Consider the following 16,475-nt stretch of genomic DNA (forward strand, 5'->3'; position numbering starts at 1 on the left):
TACACCTTGTTCTGGCCCGCCTGTACGGACCGCAGTTCCTTTACCGAAACGCTCGCTGCCGCACGGCAGCTCCGGCGTCTATTCGCGCCGGATGCTCCTAACGATAGCCGCAAGATATTTAGAAGATGTTCAGATCAGGTTAAGCACATCTAAAACTTCGACCACCCGGCTTCGCGTTTGCAGCCTTGGCTCACGCGCGGAGAAAAAGACCGTTCTTCGGTCTTTTAACGGCACTCGCTTGACACAGAAAACGTTTTCTCCTATCTTAAAAGCATACAGAAAACGTTTTCTGTCGTTCACTTAGACCTTTGAGAAACCACCATGCCTGTTACCCTTGAAGAGATTGCTAGAGCTTCCGGGTTCTCCGTCCCGACCGTCTCACGCGCGCTCAGCAACAGCAACTATCCCGTGAGTTCCGCCACGCGCCAGGCCATCATCGAGGTGGCGCAGTCGCTGGGCTATAAGCCGAATCTCGCGGCGCGCAGCCTGCGCACGGACCAAACCAATACGATCGGCGTGATCGCTGACGACATCCTCAGCCCGTTCGTCCCGCCCATCTTGCGCGGCATTCAGGATTACCTCAAACCGTTCGATTACCTGAGCCTCATCGTCAACTCGGACTGGGACCCGGAAATCGAGCAGGACGCGATCGACTCGCTCGTCAGCCGCCCGGTTGACGGGATCATCTTCGTTGAGTACTCGCATCTGGCCGTGAACAAGGCGCTGCAAGAGTCGAAAAAGCCGTACGTGTTCGTTCACCGGCTGTTCGGGGCGAGCGTTCAGAACTCCGTCGTACCTGACGACCATTACGGGGCAACCCTGGCCGTCCGCCACCTCGCTTCCCTGGGGCACAAGCGCATTGCCTACATCAACGGGCCGGAAGGCTGGCACACCGCCCAACAGCGCCTCGCCGGATACAAGGACGAGCTAGCCGCGCAGGGCATTGAATTCGACCCTGCCCTGGCTCAGCCGGGCGACTGGGAATATGAGGGTGGCTACGCGGCAGCGCAGACGCTGCTGGCGCTGGACAACCTGCCAACGGCCATCTTTGCGGCCAACGACACGATGGCGCTCGGCGCGATCACCGCAATCCAGGAAGCAGGGCTGAGCGTTCCCGGCGATATCGCGGTGGTGGGCTATGACAACCGGGAGTTCGCGCGGATCGTTCGCCCCCGCATCACAACGGTCAGCATGCCCGTCTACGAAATGGGGCGCACGGCGGCGGAGCTGCTGCTCAAACAAATCGAAGAAACGCGCCAGGATATGCCCGAAATCAAGATCAAAGGTCATCTCGTCGTACGCGAGACGTGCGGAGCCGACGCCTCGCAGCGCACGCCGGAAACGCTCGACATGGGCGCCACGACACGGCGCATCCTGCTGCACAAAGACCCGGATCAATAGATCGCACCGCCCTGGCTTGTTACCGCCCGAAAATAACCTGGCCTTTCCGGCCTTTTTTGTCCTGCTTTACAGTATCATGCTGGCAACTTTTTAAGGAGAAACTTATGTCTACCCCACGTAAAGTTACACGCCGCAAGTTTATCCAGCTCGCAGGAGGAGCCGCGACCGGCGCGGCATTGGCCTCGGTTGCGCCCGGCCTCACGTCCGCCGCTGCCGCCAGCGCTAGCAAGCCGTTCGGCATGCCGTATGTTCGCCAGAACCGCAAGGTCCGTGTCGCCGTCGGCGGCTGGGCGCAGCAGAATATGAGCGACCTGCTGGAACAGACCGAGTTCACCAAGAAGACGGGTATCGACGTCGAGATCGTGCTGCGCACCGACACGAAAGAAACCGAACTGACCCGCATCGTCAGCGCGGTGCAGGCCGATACCAGCCCGTACGACGTGCTCGACTTCGAGGACGAGCTAGCGACCTCGCTCTCGCAGGCCGGGTACATGGTCGGGCTGGACGACATTCTGCCCGCCGAAATGTGGGACGACTTCTCGCCGGAAATGCTCGAATACAGCAAGACGTGGAGCAGCCTCGACGGCGAGACGTTCCGCGTGATCCACAACTGGGAAATGCCCTACTGGTGGTATCGCAAGGACTGGTTCGACGAAAAGGGCACTGCGGTCCCCGAAACCTGGGACGATGTCAAGACGATGGGCGAGGCCTTCACCGACAAGGGCAACAACGTCTGGGCGACCGAAGACGGCCTGATCAAAGGCGCATTCCTCAACGTCTATCTGGCATGGGTGACGCTCCAGGCGGGCGGCAACCCATTCGACGTGGGCGACGCCTATAAGCAGGCGCTCGAATACACCTACGACCTGATGTACACCCACGACGTGTTCAATCCCGCGTCGCTGCAAAAGGACTACAACCAGCAGAACGCCGACTACATCGCGGACAAGGTGGCGTTCATGCGCCAGTGGCCGTTCTTTGGCGACGTGGCCCGCAGCGAAGACAACACCGAATGGTTCAGCGACGACAAGGTCGCCGTGACGCTGCCGCCGGTCGGTCCGGGCGGCAAGGCCGGCTCGACCTATCCGGCGGCGTGGGGCTTCGGCGTTATCCGCACCTCGCCGAACCTGGAAGAAGCCAAAGAGCTGGTGTCGTTCCTGTCGACCAACGAAGTCGCCGTCCAAGCGATGAAGGTGGGCTTCTGGTTCCTGAACGCACGCAAGTCCGTTCTGGCCGAAGCGCCGCAGGACAACTGGCTCGTGCAGCAGATGAAGATGTACACCGACGCGGGCGTGATCGGCGTGCGTCCGTTCCATCCCCAGTTCGTCGAAGCGCTGACCATCCTCGAAGATACGGCGTCGTCGTACCTCACCAAGCAGATGAGCCTGGACGATTCGATGAAGCAGGCCAAGGCGCAACTCGACGCGCTGAAATAAGCAGGCGACAACAAACCGGCCCAGGCGGGAGCGATTCCCGTCTGGGCAGCCTCACCCACCCATTCGACCGATCGATACCGGCGCGTCTTTGCGCCGGCACTGCACCAGCACGGAATCAGCAGAAAGAGGTTCAGCGTGCAAAAGATCACGATAGAGGGGAACGCGGCGGTCACGAAACGCAGGCTGGCCTTGAGTCTTCCGCGCAGAACCACCGTGCGGCGATATCTGCTGTTTTTTGCCCTGATCGCCCCGGCGTTTATCCTGCGTTTCATCACCGCGGCCTATCCTATCGCGCAGACCGTCCTGTACAGCTTCACCAACTACAACCTGCTTAAAGGCACGAACGAATTCATCGGCTTTGAAAACTATTCGGCGCTAACGACCGATTTTGGCGTCCGTGGGGCGCTGTCGTTCACGATCGTGTACGTGCTGGCCTCGACCTTCATTGAGCTGGCCGTGGGCATGATGATCGCCCTGCTGCTCAACGCCAACTTCAGGGGCCGCGCCTTCGCACGCACGATCAATTTGATCCCGTGGGCCATTCCGACGATCGTGGCGGGGTACGCGTTCCGTTGGTTCCTGGACGACCAGTTCGGGCTGCTGACCAACTGGATCAACGCGATCACCGGGAAACATATGCTGGCATTCATCGATCCGACCGGGGCCAAGCTGTCGGTGATCCTGGTGCACGTCTGGAAAGACGCGCCGTTCATGGCGATCATCTTCCTGGCCGGGATGCAGGGCGTGCCGGAGGATCTCTACGAGGCGGCCAAGATCGACGGGGCCAGCGCGTGGCAGCGGTTCTGGAGCATCACCATTCCGCTGGTCAAGCCGCTGGTGATCACGATGACGCTGTTCCGCATCGTGTGGTCGCTGTCGGGCTTCGACCTCGTGTACGGGCTGACATCCGGCGGCCCCGGCGTGGCGACCTCCGTGCTGGCGCTGCAGGTCTTCCGCGAAGGCATCCTGTATTTTAAGTTCGGCTTCGCGTCGGCTATCAGCGTCGTACTGCTTCTCTTTGTAGCACTCGTCGGCATCATCGCGCTGCGCCTGTACCGGCGCGCCGATGTCGCCTATTAAGCGCGCGGGACGTGACCTCATGATTGCCACCCAAACGAAACAAACTGCTCAACGGCCCCGCGTGCAGTGGGGATCGATCGGCAAGTACGCGGCGTTCGTCCTGTATACCCTGGTGATCCTGCTGCCTATTTACTGGATGGTGCGATCGGCGTTTGCCGCCAACAACCAGTTGTATACGACGCCGCTGGTGTATGTGCCCAGCCCAACGCTAGAAAACTTCAGAACGCTGGTCGATCAGGTTCCGATCGTGGACTACACACGCAACTCGATCGCATTTGCCCTGGGCACGACCGCGCTGACCTTGGTAGTGAGCTACCTCGCCGCCTATGCCTTCGCGCGGATCCAGGTGCGCGGCAGCGCCATCCTGCTGTGGATTCTGGTGCTGTCGATGGCCCTGCCCGACGTCGGCACGATCGTGCCGCTGTACCGCATCCTGTCGCGGTTTCACCTGTTGGACACGATCACCGGGCTGACGCTGGTGCTGGGCAGCACACTCACACCGTTTACGGTATGGGTCCTGGTGTCGTTCATCAAGCAGGTGCCGATTGAGGTCGAAGAGGCGGCGCGCATCGACGGTGCATCGCTGCCCGTGATCTTCCTGCGCATCCTGCTGCCAGTCACCACGCCGGGATTGGTGACGATGGGGCTGATCAACTTCATCAACGCCTGGAACAACCTGCTCTACCCGCTCTCGTTTTCGGTCTCCCCATCCTCAAAGACGCTCAGCGTTTCGATCACCGAGGTCTTCGCGGGCTACTCACCCTGGGGCCGCCCGTGGGAGCTGATTATGGCGGTCGGTGTGGCGATGGTTGCCCCGATCGTGATCCTGATGCTGTTCTCGCAGAAGTCGATCGTGCGCGGGCTGGTCGGCGGCGCATTGAAGGGGTAAGCCGCCCGGGCAAACCAATAGGTACATCTTGGCTTTCTATGCTAAAACAACGGAAACATGTTGATCCTGGCTCTCCAAACAGATGGAGTTTCGCGCTATGCACAGCTTCGAACTAAAGCTAACAGACACCTACTATCCCTATGCCCGGTGGCATATGCTGCCGCTGGAATCCATCGCGTTCACGTCTGGATTCTGGGCGGACTGGCAGCGCATCAATCGACAGGTGACGCTGTTGCATGGCTACCAGATGCTTGAAAAGGCCGGAAACCTGGATAACCTGCGCATTGCGGCGGGCCGGATCGACAGTCAGTACAAGGGCCTGGCGTTTCTGGATTCGGACGTCTATAAGTGGCTCGAAGGCATCGCCTACGAAATTCACGCCAACCCGAATGCCGAGCTTCAGGCGCTGGCCGACGAGGTCATCGACCTGATTGCCGATGCGCAGGCCGAGGACGGCTATCTGAACACCTACTACCAGATCGTCAAGCCGGACGGTCGCTGGTCTGATTTGGACTTCGGGCACGAACTGTACTGCGCGGGGCATCTGTTCCAGGCGGCGGTCGCGTACTATCAGGCGACGCATACCACCAAGCTGCTGGACGTAGCGACGCGTTTTGCCGATCTGCTCGCGGCGACTTTTGGGCCGGACAAGCGCCAGGGCACTGCCGGGCATCCCGAGATCGAGATGGCGCTGGTTGACCTGTACCGGACAACGGGTAAGCGCGACTACCTGGATCTGGCGAAGTTCTTCATCGACCAGCGCGGCAAAAACACGATGCGCGGCGTGGGCTGGCTGAAAGCGGAATATCACCAGGACCGCGTCCCGGTGCGCGAGGAAGATCGCATCGAAGGGCACGCCGTGCGGGCCATGTACTTGAACGCGGGCGTCACCGACCTGTACCTGGAAACCGGTGAGACCGCGCTGCTGTCGTCGCTGGATCGCCAGTGGGAAGACATGACGGTCGGGAAACTGTTTCTGACCGGGGGCCTGGGATCGCGCTACGAGGGTGAGGCGTTCGGAGATGCGTACGAGCTTCCGGCAGATCAGTGCTACTGCGAGACGTGCGCAGCGATCGGCAGCGTGATGTGGAACTGGCGTATGCTGCGCGTTACGGGGGACAGCCGCTACGCCGACCTGATGGAGCGCACACTGTACAACGGCGTTCTGAGCGGCATGGGACTCGACGGCAAGCACTTCTTCTACATGAACCCGCTGATGAGCCGGGGCGGCTACGAACGCGGCGAATGGCAGACCTGCGCCTGCTGCCCGCCCAACCTGATGCGGCTGCTGGCGTCGCTGCCGCAGTACAGCGCGACGGTGGATGACAGCGGGATCCAGGTGCACCTCTACAACAGCGGGACGATCGAGGCCGGACCGGTGCGGCTCGCCGTGCAGACCGATTACCCGTGGCAGGGCGAGATCGCGCTGAGTGTCGAGGCAGCGCCGGACGATGCGTGGCAGCTTCGCCTGCGCGTTCCCGAATGGTGCAGCAGCGCCAGCGTCAGTATCAACGGCGAGCCGGTCAGCGCGCCGACCCTCGACGCGGGCTACATCGTGCTCGACCGTGTCTGGAAGGTTGGGGACAGCGTCGTGCTGTCGCTGCCGATGGAAGCGCAGCTCATCGAGGCGCATCCGTACGTCGATGCGGTGCGCGACAGTCTGGCAATCCAGCGCGGGCCGGTGGTGTACTGCTTCGAAGCCGCCGATCATCCCGGCGTCAACCTGATGGACGTCCGGCTGGACGATACAGCAGCGCTGCACCCCGCGTGGCGGAGCAGCGACTGGTCGCCAAAAGGGTTGATGGTCATCGAAACCGAGGGTCAGTTGGCGGGAGCAGACGCGTGGAATAAGCGGCTTTACCGTCCTGCGCGCAGCGCCGCCGCAAGCGAGCCGCAAACGCGCGTGCCGCTGGTCGCCATCCCTTACTTCGCCTGGGCCAACCGGGGCGAAAACGTGATGCGTGTGTGGATCCCACGCGCTTAGCCCGGCACACAGGGGCGTTCCGAACACCCGACAAAATGCAGGCTCCCCACGGTTGACCCGTGGGGAGCCTGATCCCGCGTCCTCACGAAATGCCGCTGCGCAGCATCCCGCTAGCCCGCGTACCCCGCCTCTGAGGTCTTCTGCGCAAGCTCGGCCAGTGACAGCGTCGTCCACGGCACGAAGCGCTCCATATCGAGGCCTACTTCCCGCGCGACACCGCGACCGTAGTCAGGATCGGCCTTGTAGAAGTGCACAAGCTGACGCGCAATGATACGTTCCGGCACACCCGCCATCGCTTCCGCAAGATTGCAGAACAACTGCGTCTTTTGATCGGCGCTCATCAAGCGAAACAACATGCCGGGCTGCGTATAATCGTCCGCGCCGTCACGGTGGTTATAGCGATCCGCGTCACCGGAGATTTTAAGCGGCGGCTCAAGATAGCGGGGATCTTCAACCGGGCCGCCCATGCTGTTCGGCTCGTAGTTCACGGCCCCGCCAAAATTGCCGTCGAAGCGCATGTGCCCGTCGCGGTGGTAGGTGTTGACGTCGGCGTGGGCGTGATTCACCGGCAGCGCGGCGTAGTTCACGCCGATACGGTAGCGGTGCGCGTCCGCATAGGACATGATGCGCGCCTGGAGCATCTTGTCGGGCGAGAAGCTGATGCCCGGCACAATGTTCGACGGCTCAAACGCCGCCTGCTCGATCTCCGCGAAGTAGTTTTCGGGGTTGCGGTTCAGCTCCATGACGCCAATTTCGATCAGCGGGTAATCTGAATGGAGCCAGACCTTCGTGAGATCGAACGGGTTGAAGCGGTACGTTTCGGCCTCCGCTTCGGGCATGATCTGCGCGAAGACGTGCCAGCGCGGGTAGTCGCCCGATTCGATCGAGTCGAACAGGTCGCGCTGGGCGCTTTCCCGGTCGAGCGCGACGACCTGCGCGCCTTCCGCATTCGTCCAGTTCTTGATCTCCTGCATGGTCCTGAAGTGCAGCTTGATCCAGAAGCGCTCGTTGTCCGCGTTGATGAAGCTGTACGTGTGGCTGCTGAAGCCGTGCATGTGGCGGTAGCCCTGGGGCAAGCCGCGATCGCTGAACAGGATGGTCACCTGATGCAGACTTTCGGGCGAGAGCGACCAGAAGTCCCACATGGCGGTTGCGGAGCGCATATTCGTTTTGGGATCGCGCTTCTGGGTGTGGATGAAATCGCTGAACTTATACGGATCGCGGACGAAAAACACGGGGGTGTTGTTGCCCACCATGTCCCAATTACCATCTTCGGTATAGAACTTCACGGCAAAGCCGCGCACGTCGCGCTCGGCATCCGCCGCGCCGCGCTCGCCCGCGACGGTCGAAAAACGGGCCAGGCACGGCGTTTGCTTGCCCACTTCAGAGAAAATTTTCGCTTTGGTATAGGCCGTAATGTCGTTGGTTACCGTAAACGTGCCGAACGCGCCGGAGCCTTTGGCGTGCACCACCCGCTCGGGGACGCGCTCGCGGTTGAAAGTCGCCATTTTTTCGAGGAGCTGGTAGTCCTGCATCAGCAAGGGGCCGCGTGCGCCCGCCGTCAGCGAATTTTGATTGTCGCCAATGGGAGCGCCGTGGGCGGTCGTCAACTGCTTTTGGTCAGCCATCGTGATTGCCCTTCTCTATCTGCCGCTACGATTTGCAAACGTCAAGCAATCTTATTGTACAGCGCCATCCCATAGGCGTATAATATATATTGTCTATCATCGATATAATTTCTTCCTATATCTTCCAAGAGGCCGCGCTTGGAAATCCACCAACTCACCTACTTTGTGGCCGTGGCCGAAACAGGCAGCTTCAGCCGGGCGGCGGAGCGCTGTAATGTCGCGCAGCCGTCGATCAGCCAGCAGATCATGAAGCTGGAACAGGAGTTAGGCGCGCCGCTGTTCGACCGGCTGAGCCGCGGCGTCGTGCTGACGGAGGCCGGGCGCGTCCTGCTGCCGCGCGCCAATACGATCCTGTCCAAAGCGCAGGAGATCAAGTATGCGCTCAGCCAGGAGGTCGAAGACGGCTATGGCACGCTGGCGGTCGGGTTCATCCCCACGATTTCGCCGTTCGTGCTGCCGAGCGTAATCAAGCGCTTCGGAGAGCGGTTCCCCAACGCGACCCTGACCGTTCACGAGGATCTGACTGAGACACTGATCGAGAACCTGATCGATGGCAAGCTCGACATCGGGATCGTCAGCCTGCCGGTCCACCACCACCTGATCCGCACGGAAGAACTGCTGGTCGAGCCGCTGCTGGTCGCGTCATCGCGGCGCTACGAACTCGTTAACTGGGCGTCGATCCGGGTCAAGGCGCTGGACAATTTCCCGTTCATCGCGCTCAACGAGATGCACTGCCTGGGCGAGCAGATTCAGTCGTTTTGTTACCAGCAGAACCTGAACGTGCAGATCGTGTGTCACACCGCCCAGCTTTCCACCGTACAGAACTGCATTTTGCTCGGATTAGGTGTCTCGCTAGTACCACAAGCCCTGGCATTAAGCGACACATCGGATAACATTGTATACCGTACCCTGAGTGATGCGGTTCCACAGCGGCAAATCGCCGCCGCCACACACGCCGGGCGGTCGCAGTCCTATCTGGCGACACAGTTTATCCAGATGGTGCGCGAAGAATACCCCCACGCACCGCTGGACGAGGTATGATTCCCGGCACCAGAGTCGGGAAAGCCGCCAGTCACCCAGCACACCCGCCCGAAGCACGCCAAACCGCATTAAGGTTTTTGCCAATACGCTGCTCTCGCATCACACTCAAGTCTCTGCTCTGGCTCTTGTACTGGAAACGGTTGAGTATCACGGAAGGGATGCGGTCGTAACATGACTAACCAGACGAGCGGCTCAAACTCTTTGGCGTTGGCCTCCCGATTTTTGAATGCGTGGCAAAACCTATTCAAAACGTTGAACAGCAACGTCGGCCAAGGCATGGATCACCTGAACCTCTCCCAGGTGCGCATCATGCAAATAGTGCACGACACGCCGGGCATCCGCGCGGATACGATCCTCGACCAGCTCGATCTCGATCCGAATCAAGGCGCGGAATTCATGCTGGACCTGGAACGATATGGCCTGCTGAGCCTGAACCGCTCAACGCCGAACGTCGCCCCGACAGTCACGCTCGGCGCGCAAGGACAGCGGCTCGCCTTCCAGATCAAGGCCACCCAGTTGGTGACCATCACCGAGCTGTTCAGCAAGCTGCCAGAAAATGACCAGCTCACCGCGGTCACCATGCTGGAACAGGTTGCGGCGCAGCAGGCAGACTGAACGACCCCGAACATATCCTGGGGAATGCAGGTTTCACACGCACAGACGATCAGCGAAAACCAAAAGCCGCGCTTTTCAGCTGCGGCTTTTTGATATCCGGTTACAGTGGTGAGCGTCCCCCCATTACGGGTTGGCGACAGGCGGCGCGGTCGGCTGCCAACTGCGCAGATAGGCCGTAATCGCCGTGATGTCGGCTTCGGTCAGGCGGCCACCCCACGCAGGCATGCGGGTTCCACTCACGCCCATCGAAATGATCTGTTGGATAGCCGCGTCGGGCGTCGTATCGAGGAACGTCTGGTTGTTGAGCGCGGGCGCGAGCGCTGTACCCTGGCCCAACGTCCCGTGACACTGCGTGCACAATATCGAATAGAGCTGTCCCCCTGCTGCGATTGTCTCCGGCGATGCAGGCGCGGCGGGCGCGGCCTCGACGGCAGGCAGCATGATCTGGGCCTGATTGAGCGTCTCCCAATCGCGCAGGAACAGCACCAGCGTGTCGATCTCGTCCACGGTGAGCGCCTGCGACCAGCCCGCCATCAGCGTGCCCGACACGCCCTGCGAAATCGTGCGCTGGATCTGCTCGTCCGTGTTCAGCGTGCGGAAATCGGCGGTGTTCAGCGCAGGAGCCAGTGCCGTGCCTTCGCCGTTGACGTTGTGGCACGCCACACAGTTTTCGGCGTAGAGTGTCAGCCCGGCGGACAGCACGTCGCCGTTGGGAAGCGCGGCAACCTGCGCCAAAACGTCGGTGCTCACCTCCGCGACGACCACCTGCGGCGGCACCAGCCCCGCGGCATCCACATAGGCGTACACATCGTTCCAATCCCCGTACTGGATCAGGGTGATCAGATCGCTGACCTCGTAGTGGTAGAGGATGCCGCCCTCCGCCACATCCCAGGCCGCCATATTCGTGTTGTAGCGCCCGCGCGAAATCACGTTGGAGAGGGTATCGACTTCCGACGCGCGCAGTGCGTCCGACGCCAGAGCCGGAATCGATCCGATCCCTTCACCGCTCGCGCCGTGACAGGCTACGCAGTTGGTCGCGTAAATTTCGATCGCCCGATCGATCGCATCGACGCGGAGCTGTGCCGATGCTTCCGACTGGCGCGTATCCTCGTGCCAGAGAGCAAATCCCAACGCCAGGAGAATCACGCCCAGCGCCATCAGACCGAGATAATGTTGTTTTGCGCTCATGCCTCTCTCCCTCCGGCAGCTACGCGTATACGATCTGCGAGGCACTGGGATCGTCGCGGCGGATCTTGTCGCCCGTGTCCACCAGCACCTGTCCGTCCGCGATTTTCACGCGGAACAGATCCAGCGGGCGCGGCGCGGGCGCGCTCAACACCGCGCCATCGACCTCGAACTCGGAGCCGTGGCAGGGGCACACGAAACGGCCTTTTTCGGCATCCCAGGGCACCGCGCAGCCAAGGTGCGTGCACGAGCGGTACAGGGCCAGAAACCCGCTATCTTCCAGGCGCGCCAGGAAAAAGCGGCCCTCGGTGAACGGCGTCACGCTGCCGGGCGGAAAATCGTCCACGGCCCCGGCGGTAATCACCCCGCCGAACTCCCCCGCGACACTGCGCGGCGCGATGAAGCGCAAACTGGCGTAGGTCACTTCCCCGGCGGCGAGCGTTCCCAGCCCTGCCCACCCGACGAGCTTCAAAAACGAGCGGCGATTCATTTCCTTATCCATGCTCATGCTCCCCACGGCCATACGAGCGCCATCCCCTCGCCACGGAACCAGATTCCGATGACGGTCAGCACGACGAACCCCACCAGCAGCACGACAAACACACTCTGCCGGGCTTCGCACGCCGTCGAACGAAACACCGCTCGCACGCCCTCGTAATACAGCCACAGTCCCATCAGCAGCCCCGCCAGTGGAATCCACCCATTGCTCAGAACGGTCGGCAAGCTGGGCATCATGCCCGGCAAATCGAGCGCGTACTCGTCCAACAGTACCAGCAGCGGCGTCGCCACGAGGCCAAACAGCGCCCCCACTACGGCCATCGTCCGGCCCTTGCGGCTGCGGAACCAGATCCCTTCGCTGCTCATATCACGGTCCAGGTACGGCAGCAGCGCCAGCGTCCCCAGCCCCAGCAGCGGGATCACGATCGCGCCGAAAACGGGGTGAAAGTGCAGCAGCAGTTCCTGAAGCCCCATAAAGTACCAGGCTGCTTTGGCCGGGTTCGGGCTGTGGCTGGGATTCGCGGCATCTTCCAGCGGCGCGTTCAAGGCCACCGACCACGCCAGAAGGACGGCGATCATCACCAGCGCGAAGATAAACTCGATGCTGAGCAGGTGCGGGATCGTCGTGACGCGGTTGACCTGCGGAGAGGGCTGCTCGTCAAGATCGCGCGGGATGCTGAATCCGTCTTTCCGCACGCGCCAGATGTGAAACGACGCGATCCCAAACAGTCCCAACGGCACGATGGCGATGTGCAGCGCATAGAAGCGCGTCAGCGTCGCGGCATCGACTTCGGGACCGCCCAGGGCAAACCGGACAAGCTGATCGCCAACCAGCGGGATGTAACTCAGCAGGCTCGTGCCCACAGTCACCGCCCAGTAGGCCAACTGGTCCCAGGGCAGCAGGTAGCCCGTGAAGTTCGCCATGACGATCAGCAGCAGCAGCGCCAAACCAAGCTGCCAGTTGAACTCGCGCGGGCTACCGAACGCTCCGGTAAAAAAGACGCGCAGCAGGTGCAGCACCGCGACGATCAGCAGCGCGTTGCCGCTCCAGTGGTGCAAGTTGCGGATCAACTGTCCGAACATCACGCTGGTTTGCAGCGCCAGGATGTCATTATAGGCGCGGTCGGGCGTGGGTGTGTAGACAAAGAGCAGCAGAACCCCGGTCACTACGAGCACCGACAGCAGCAGCAGGGCCAACCCGCCCAGCCCCCACGTATAGGTGAACTTGAGCGCGCGGGCGTTGACCTTGGCTGGGTGCAGATGCAGTACCAGATTATCCATGACGTAGCGCAGCCTGCCGCGTTCATCCTGCGGTGGGAACTCCCCTCGTTTGACGGAGGAGGCAATTCGCTGAGGCAAACTGGACGGTCGTGTATCGTTCATGAGCTTCACCCCGGTGTCAGAGCTGTGATGTAGACGAGTTCGTTAGCTGGTGCGTCCGCCGCGATAGCCCCGGCCCTGCGTACCCTGACCCTGGCCGCTTTGACCCTGACCACCCTGCTGTCCCTGGTTGCCCTGGGCCTGGGCGCTCTGGCCCTGGCCCTGGCCGCCCTGCCCTTGACCACCCTGCCCCTGGCCGCCTTGACCCTGCCCGGTAGAGGTTCCCGGCCCGGCCCACAGCGGACGGCCATTCGGATCGAGCAGCATCAACCGGCCCCCCTGCGTGAGGTTATCGATTTCACCCGCGCGGAACTGCCCGATGTTGTCGTAGCCGATGACCTGCACCTGATCGCCGACGGCAAAGGCCACGCCCTGCCCGTCCGCAAACCCGGAGCGCCCAAGCTGAAGGGTCAGAACCTGCCCATCCGTCGTTTCAACGGTCAGGCTGTTTTGCGCAAACCCCGTCACAACACCGTCTACCGTGTACCACTGATCGGCGGTTACCTGAACTTCCGTCGTGCTGGCCCCGGCGCTTTGCCCGCCCGCCGCACCGCCCGACCACAACGGCTGGCCGCTCACCGCGTCGCGCACTAGAATTTGAGTTCCGTCCGACTTGGTGACGGCTGCGGCATGGTACATGCCATCCTGAGCGAACCCGGTCACCGAGACCGGCTCGGCGGCATTCAGCGCCACACCTTGCGACTGCCAGTAGGTCGCCGGGCCGAGTTCGACATAGACGCTGTTCTTAGTTCCATCCACGACCATCTCGAACCCGGAGGCATCGAGGCTGGCGACAACGCCGCTAGCCGTCCAGGGCGCGCCCACTTCCGACGCCAATGACTGCGTCTGCGCCTGCACGCCGGTATCGCTGCCGGGCTGAACCTGAGCTGCACCGTCCACGACCTGCGCGGGTTCCGCTGCGGGCGTCGATGCAATAACGGGAGCAAGCTGTGCCGCCACGGGGTCCGGCTTCGAGCTGTCATAAACGGCCACGCCCGCCGCGCCGATAATCGTCAGAACCAGCATTCCACCTGCAATAATTTTGAACATGATTTCTTCCCTCCTGTCAGGTCAATGCCTGCATTTTGCAGGAGGATTGTGTGGAACTGATGAAGGGACTGTGGGGATCATGTGTATTTATGCGGAGATCCAAATACACAATTCCGTCTGTATATAGTGATACAGTGACTCTTCATCCTGGCTGCGAAACGTAGGTATATGGAGGAAAACCCCATGCTTCGCAAACCTGCACCCATCACGATGTTCATCGCACTCACATGTGCACTCGCTCTCGCCCTGGTCGGGCTGTCCGTCGCCAGAGCACAAGGGACAGAACCGACCGTTCAAATGGGCGGCAACGACGAACTCGGCTCGTTCCTCGTCGGTCCTGACGGTATGACGCTGTACCTGTTTACAAATGACACGCCCGGCGTGAGCAACTGTTCCGGCGACTGCCTCGTGAACTGGCCGCCACTGCTGGTCGATGAAGGCGTGCAGCCCACCCTGGCCGAGGGCATCCCCGGCAGGTTGGGCGTCATCCAACGCGCGGACGACAGCACCTATCATGTGGTCTATAACGGCATGCCGCTGTACTACTGGAAGGACGACGCGCAGGCAGGCGACGCCACCGGTCAGGGCGTGGGTGACGTGTGGTACGTCATCAAGCCCGCGGACGTGTCGCTGGGTGGAAACGACGAGCTTGGCTCGTTCCTGGTCGGGCCGAACGGCATGACGCTGTACCTGTTCACCAACGATACGCCCGGCGTGAGTAACTGTTCCGGCGACTGCCTCGTAAACTGGCCGCCGCTGCTGGTCAGTGAAGGGCAGGAACCGTCGGTTCAGCCCGGCCTGACGGGAATCGTGGGCACGATCCAGCGCGACGACGGCACGATCCAGGTGACGTATGACGAGATGCCGCTGTACTACTGGAAGAACGATGCGCAGCCGGGCGACGCTACCGGTCAGGGCGTGGGTGACGTGTGGTACGTGATCCAGCCGCCGACGGTTCAGGTGGGCGGCAACGACGAACTCGGCTCGTTCCTGGTCGGGCCGGACGGCATGACGCTGTACCTGTTCACCAACGACACGCCGGGGACGAGCAACTGCTACGACGACTGCGCCGTCAAGTGGCCGCCGCTGCTCGTGCCGGACGGCCAGCAGCCGAGCGCGGGTGACGGCGTGACGGGCATGTTGGGCGTCACCGAGCGCACGGACGGCACCTATCAGGCGACCTACAACGACACGCCGCTGTACTACTGGTTCAAGGATATCGTTCCAGGGGACGCGACCGGCCAGAACGTCGGTGAAGTGTGGTTCGTGATCGATCCCAACGCGATGATGGCGCCGGAAGCGACCCCGGCCATGGACGACAGCAGTATGTCTTCCGCGCTGGATGGTGAAGAACTGGTCAGCACGCGCTGCACCGTCTGCCACTCGCGCGACCGGATCGACGCCGCGACGAAGGATCGCGCCGGGTGGGAAGCCACGGTGGATCGCATGATCGGGCACGGCGCGCAGCTCAACGACGAGGAGCGGCTGGCGGTGATCGATTACCTGTCCAACCGGTAGCACGAAACACGTTTCTTTAGAGCGTTGAACGAGGCCCTGCGTTTTACAGCAGGGCTTTTCGTTTGCCCGACCATTCACCGCCCCTCACTGAGCGCCCCGCCCCGCCGGGGTGTTCGCATGACCCCAGATTAAAGGTAGATGAACAAAATGATAGAAGGCGGCATCCGCTATTGACTATCAAAAATATATCAACTATGCTGACTATCTGTAGATCTGATAATCAGTAGGGCTGACAAAATATGAACGACATTTGGACCACACAAACCGTAGCAGACGAACTATTCCATATCCTGCCATTCTTTGGCCGGTTGGTAGCACATCACATAGAGAGCTCGGGCGAAGAAAAAGCCACGCTCATGCAAACCAGGGCGCTGTTCTTTTTGCTCGAACGTCCGCTCACGACCAGCGAACTCGCCCGCAAGCGCAAGATCAGCATGCAGTCGGCCAGTGTACTGGTGCAGAACATGGTCGAGCGCGGATGGGTCACCCGCACGCCCGATCCCAACGACCGGCGGCGTTCGACGCTCGATGTCACGCCAGAAGGCATGGCGCGGGCCGAGCAGGCAAAAGCGTATGCGACCCGGTATCTGGCCGAGCTGTTGAGCGATCTCAGCCCCGAGGAAATCAGCGCGGCAGAAGTATTTCTGCCTGCGTTGAAGAAGCTCATCATGAAACACTATGTCACCGATGATGAGCTTGACGAAAGCGCATAGGTCGGATTTTTGTCCCAGTCAAAAAGGATACAGCCAGAGCGAAATGTGCAGAAAAAG

Annotated in this window: 14 protein-coding genes; 9 read left to right on the top strand and 5 right to left on the bottom strand. The window is 61.3% G+C overall.

Going from position 1 to position 16,475, the window contains the following annotated elements; translation table 11 throughout:
* Positions 1–321 precede the first annotated feature (321 nt).
* The 5 genes from V7116_RS11540 (at position 322) to V7116_RS11560 (ending at position 6,790) form a co-directional block, all read left to right on the top strand.
* Positions 322–1,401 carry a LacI family DNA-binding transcriptional regulator gene (locus V7116_RS11540; RefSeq protein WP_324392078.1) on the top strand — a complete coding sequence of 360 codons (1,080 nt, stop codon included), beginning with the start codon at positions 322–324 and terminating at the stop codon, positions 1,399–1,401.
* Between the two features lie 104 nt (positions 1,402–1,505).
* Positions 1,506–2,837 carry an ABC transporter substrate-binding protein gene (locus tag V7116_RS11545; RefSeq protein ID WP_324392079.1) on the top strand — a complete coding sequence of 444 codons (1,332 nt, stop codon included), beginning with the start codon at positions 1,506–1,508 and terminating at the stop codon, positions 2,835–2,837.
* Positions 2,838–2,972: 135 nt separating this feature from the next.
* Entirely contained in the window at positions 2,973–3,917 is a 945-nt protein-coding gene (locus V7116_RS11550; protein WP_324392080.1) for a carbohydrate ABC transporter permease, read from the top strand.
* 19 nt (positions 3,918–3,936) lie between these two features.
* Complete coding sequence (locus tag V7116_RS11555; protein WP_324392081.1) at positions 3,937–4,806, top strand: carbohydrate ABC transporter permease; 870 nt, start codon at positions 3,937–3,939, stop codon at positions 4,804–4,806.
* Positions 4,807–4,903: 97 nt separating this feature from the next.
* Complete coding sequence (locus tag V7116_RS11560; protein WP_324392082.1) at positions 4,904–6,790, top strand: glycoside hydrolase family 127 protein; 1,887 nt, start codon at positions 4,904–4,906, stop codon at positions 6,788–6,790.
* 110 nt (positions 6,791–6,900) lie between these two features.
* Here V7116_RS11560 and V7116_RS11565 read toward each other — a convergent pair whose 3' ends face one another.
* The gene (locus V7116_RS11565) at positions 6,901–8,418 is read right to left on the bottom strand and encodes a catalase (RefSeq protein WP_324392083.1); all 1,518 of its coding nucleotides are present in this window, start codon (positions 8,416–8,418) and stop codon (positions 6,901–6,903) included.
* Between the two features lie 138 nt (positions 8,419–8,556).
* Here V7116_RS11565 and V7116_RS11570 point away from each other — a divergent pair, with 138 nt between their 5' ends.
* Both V7116_RS11570 and V7116_RS11575 read left to right on the top strand, forming a co-directional pair.
* Positions 8,557–9,459 carry a LysR family transcriptional regulator gene (locus V7116_RS11570; protein ID WP_324392084.1) on the top strand — a complete coding sequence of 301 codons (903 nt, stop codon included), beginning with the start codon at positions 8,557–8,559 and terminating at the stop codon, positions 9,457–9,459.
* 276 nt (positions 9,460–9,735) lie between these two features.
* Entirely contained in the window at positions 9,736–10,074 is a 339-nt protein-coding gene (locus V7116_RS11575) for a hypothetical protein (RefSeq protein WP_324392085.1), read from the top strand.
* A 123-nt stretch (positions 10,075–10,197) separates the two neighbouring features.
* Here the strand turns inward: V7116_RS11575 and V7116_RS11580 are convergent, their stop codons facing one another.
* From V7116_RS11580 to V7116_RS11595, 4 genes are read right to left on the bottom strand one after another with little or no spacing between them, the layout of a single operon-like run.
* Positions 10,198–11,262: a c-type cytochrome gene (locus tag V7116_RS11580; RefSeq protein WP_324392086.1), complete on the bottom strand. Its 1,065-nt coding sequence runs from the start codon at positions 11,260–11,262 to the stop codon at positions 10,198–10,200.
* A 19-nt stretch (positions 11,263–11,281) separates the two neighbouring features.
* Complete coding sequence (locus V7116_RS11585; protein ID WP_324392087.1) at positions 11,282–11,761, bottom strand: QcrA and Rieske domain-containing protein; 480 nt, start codon at positions 11,759–11,761, stop codon at positions 11,282–11,284.
* A gap of 2 nt (positions 11,762–11,763) precedes the next feature.
* Positions 11,764–13,140, bottom strand: a complete 1,377-nt coding sequence (locus V7116_RS11590; RefSeq protein ID WP_324392088.1) for a cytochrome b N-terminal domain-containing protein — start codon at positions 13,138–13,140, stop codon at positions 11,764–11,766.
* 42 nt (positions 13,141–13,182) lie between these two features.
* Positions 13,183–14,187, bottom strand: a complete 1,005-nt coding sequence (locus tag V7116_RS11595) for a hypothetical protein (protein ID WP_324392089.1) — start codon at positions 14,185–14,187, stop codon at positions 13,183–13,185.
* Positions 14,188–14,370: 183 nt separating this feature from the next.
* Between V7116_RS11595 and V7116_RS11600 the strand changes: the two genes are divergently transcribed.
* Together V7116_RS11600 and V7116_RS11605 are read left to right on the top strand one after the other, a co-directional pair.
* Positions 14,371–15,705: a hypothetical protein gene (locus V7116_RS11600; protein ID WP_324392090.1), complete on the top strand. Its 1,335-nt coding sequence runs from the start codon at positions 14,371–14,373 to the stop codon at positions 15,703–15,705.
* Positions 15,706–16,061: 356 nt separating this feature from the next.
* Positions 16,062–16,418 carry a MarR family winged helix-turn-helix transcriptional regulator gene (locus tag V7116_RS11605; protein ID WP_324392091.1) on the top strand — a complete coding sequence of 119 codons (357 nt, stop codon included), beginning with the start codon at positions 16,062–16,064 and terminating at the stop codon, positions 16,416–16,418.
* Positions 16,419–16,475: the final 57 nt, after the last annotated feature.

This window comes from Aggregatilinea sp., from assembly GCF_036822615.1.
Classification (GTDB): domain Bacteria; phylum Chloroflexota; class Anaerolineae; order Aggregatilineales; family Aggregatilineaceae; genus Aggregatilinea.

Bases quoted from the DNA above. Each gene is read 5' to 3' on its own strand.
- V7116_RS11545 (WP_324392079.1), top strand. From the start codon at position 1,506: ATGTCTACCCCACGTAAAGTTACACGCCGCAAGTTTATCCAGCTCGCA.
- V7116_RS11565 (WP_324392083.1), bottom strand. From the start codon at position 8,418: ATGGCTGACCAAAAGCAGTTGACGACCGCCCACGGCGCTCCCATTGGC.
- V7116_RS11540 (WP_324392078.1), top strand. From the start codon at position 322: ATGCCTGTTACCCTTGAAGAGATTGCTAGAGCTTCCGGGTTCTCCGTC.
- V7116_RS11580 (WP_324392086.1), bottom strand. From the start codon at position 11,262: ATGAGCGCAAAACAACATTATCTCGGTCTGATGGCGCTGGGCGTGATT.
- V7116_RS11560 (WP_324392082.1), top strand. From the start codon at position 4,904: ATGCACAGCTTCGAACTAAAGCTAACAGACACCTACTATCCCTATGCC.
- V7116_RS11585 (WP_324392087.1), bottom strand. From the start codon at position 11,761: ATGGATAAGGAAATGAATCGCCGCTCGTTTTTGAAGCTCGTCGGGTGG.
- V7116_RS11555 (WP_324392081.1), top strand. From the start codon at position 3,937: ATGATTGCCACCCAAACGAAACAAACTGCTCAACGGCCCCGCGTGCAG.
- V7116_RS11575 (WP_324392085.1), top strand. From the start codon at position 9,736: ATGGATCACCTGAACCTCTCCCAGGTGCGCATCATGCAAATAGTGCAC.
- V7116_RS11605 (WP_324392091.1), top strand. From the start codon at position 16,062: ATGCAAACCAGGGCGCTGTTCTTTTTGCTCGAACGTCCGCTCACGACC.
- V7116_RS11595 (WP_324392089.1), bottom strand. From the start codon at position 14,187: ATGTTCAAAATTATTGCAGGTGGAATGCTGGTTCTGACGATTATCGGC.
- V7116_RS11600 (WP_324392090.1), top strand. From the start codon at position 14,371: ATGCTTCGCAAACCTGCACCCATCACGATGTTCATCGCACTCACATGT.
- V7116_RS11590 (WP_324392088.1), bottom strand. From the start codon at position 13,140: ATGAACGATACACGACCGTCCAGTTTGCCTCAGCGAATTGCCTCCTCC.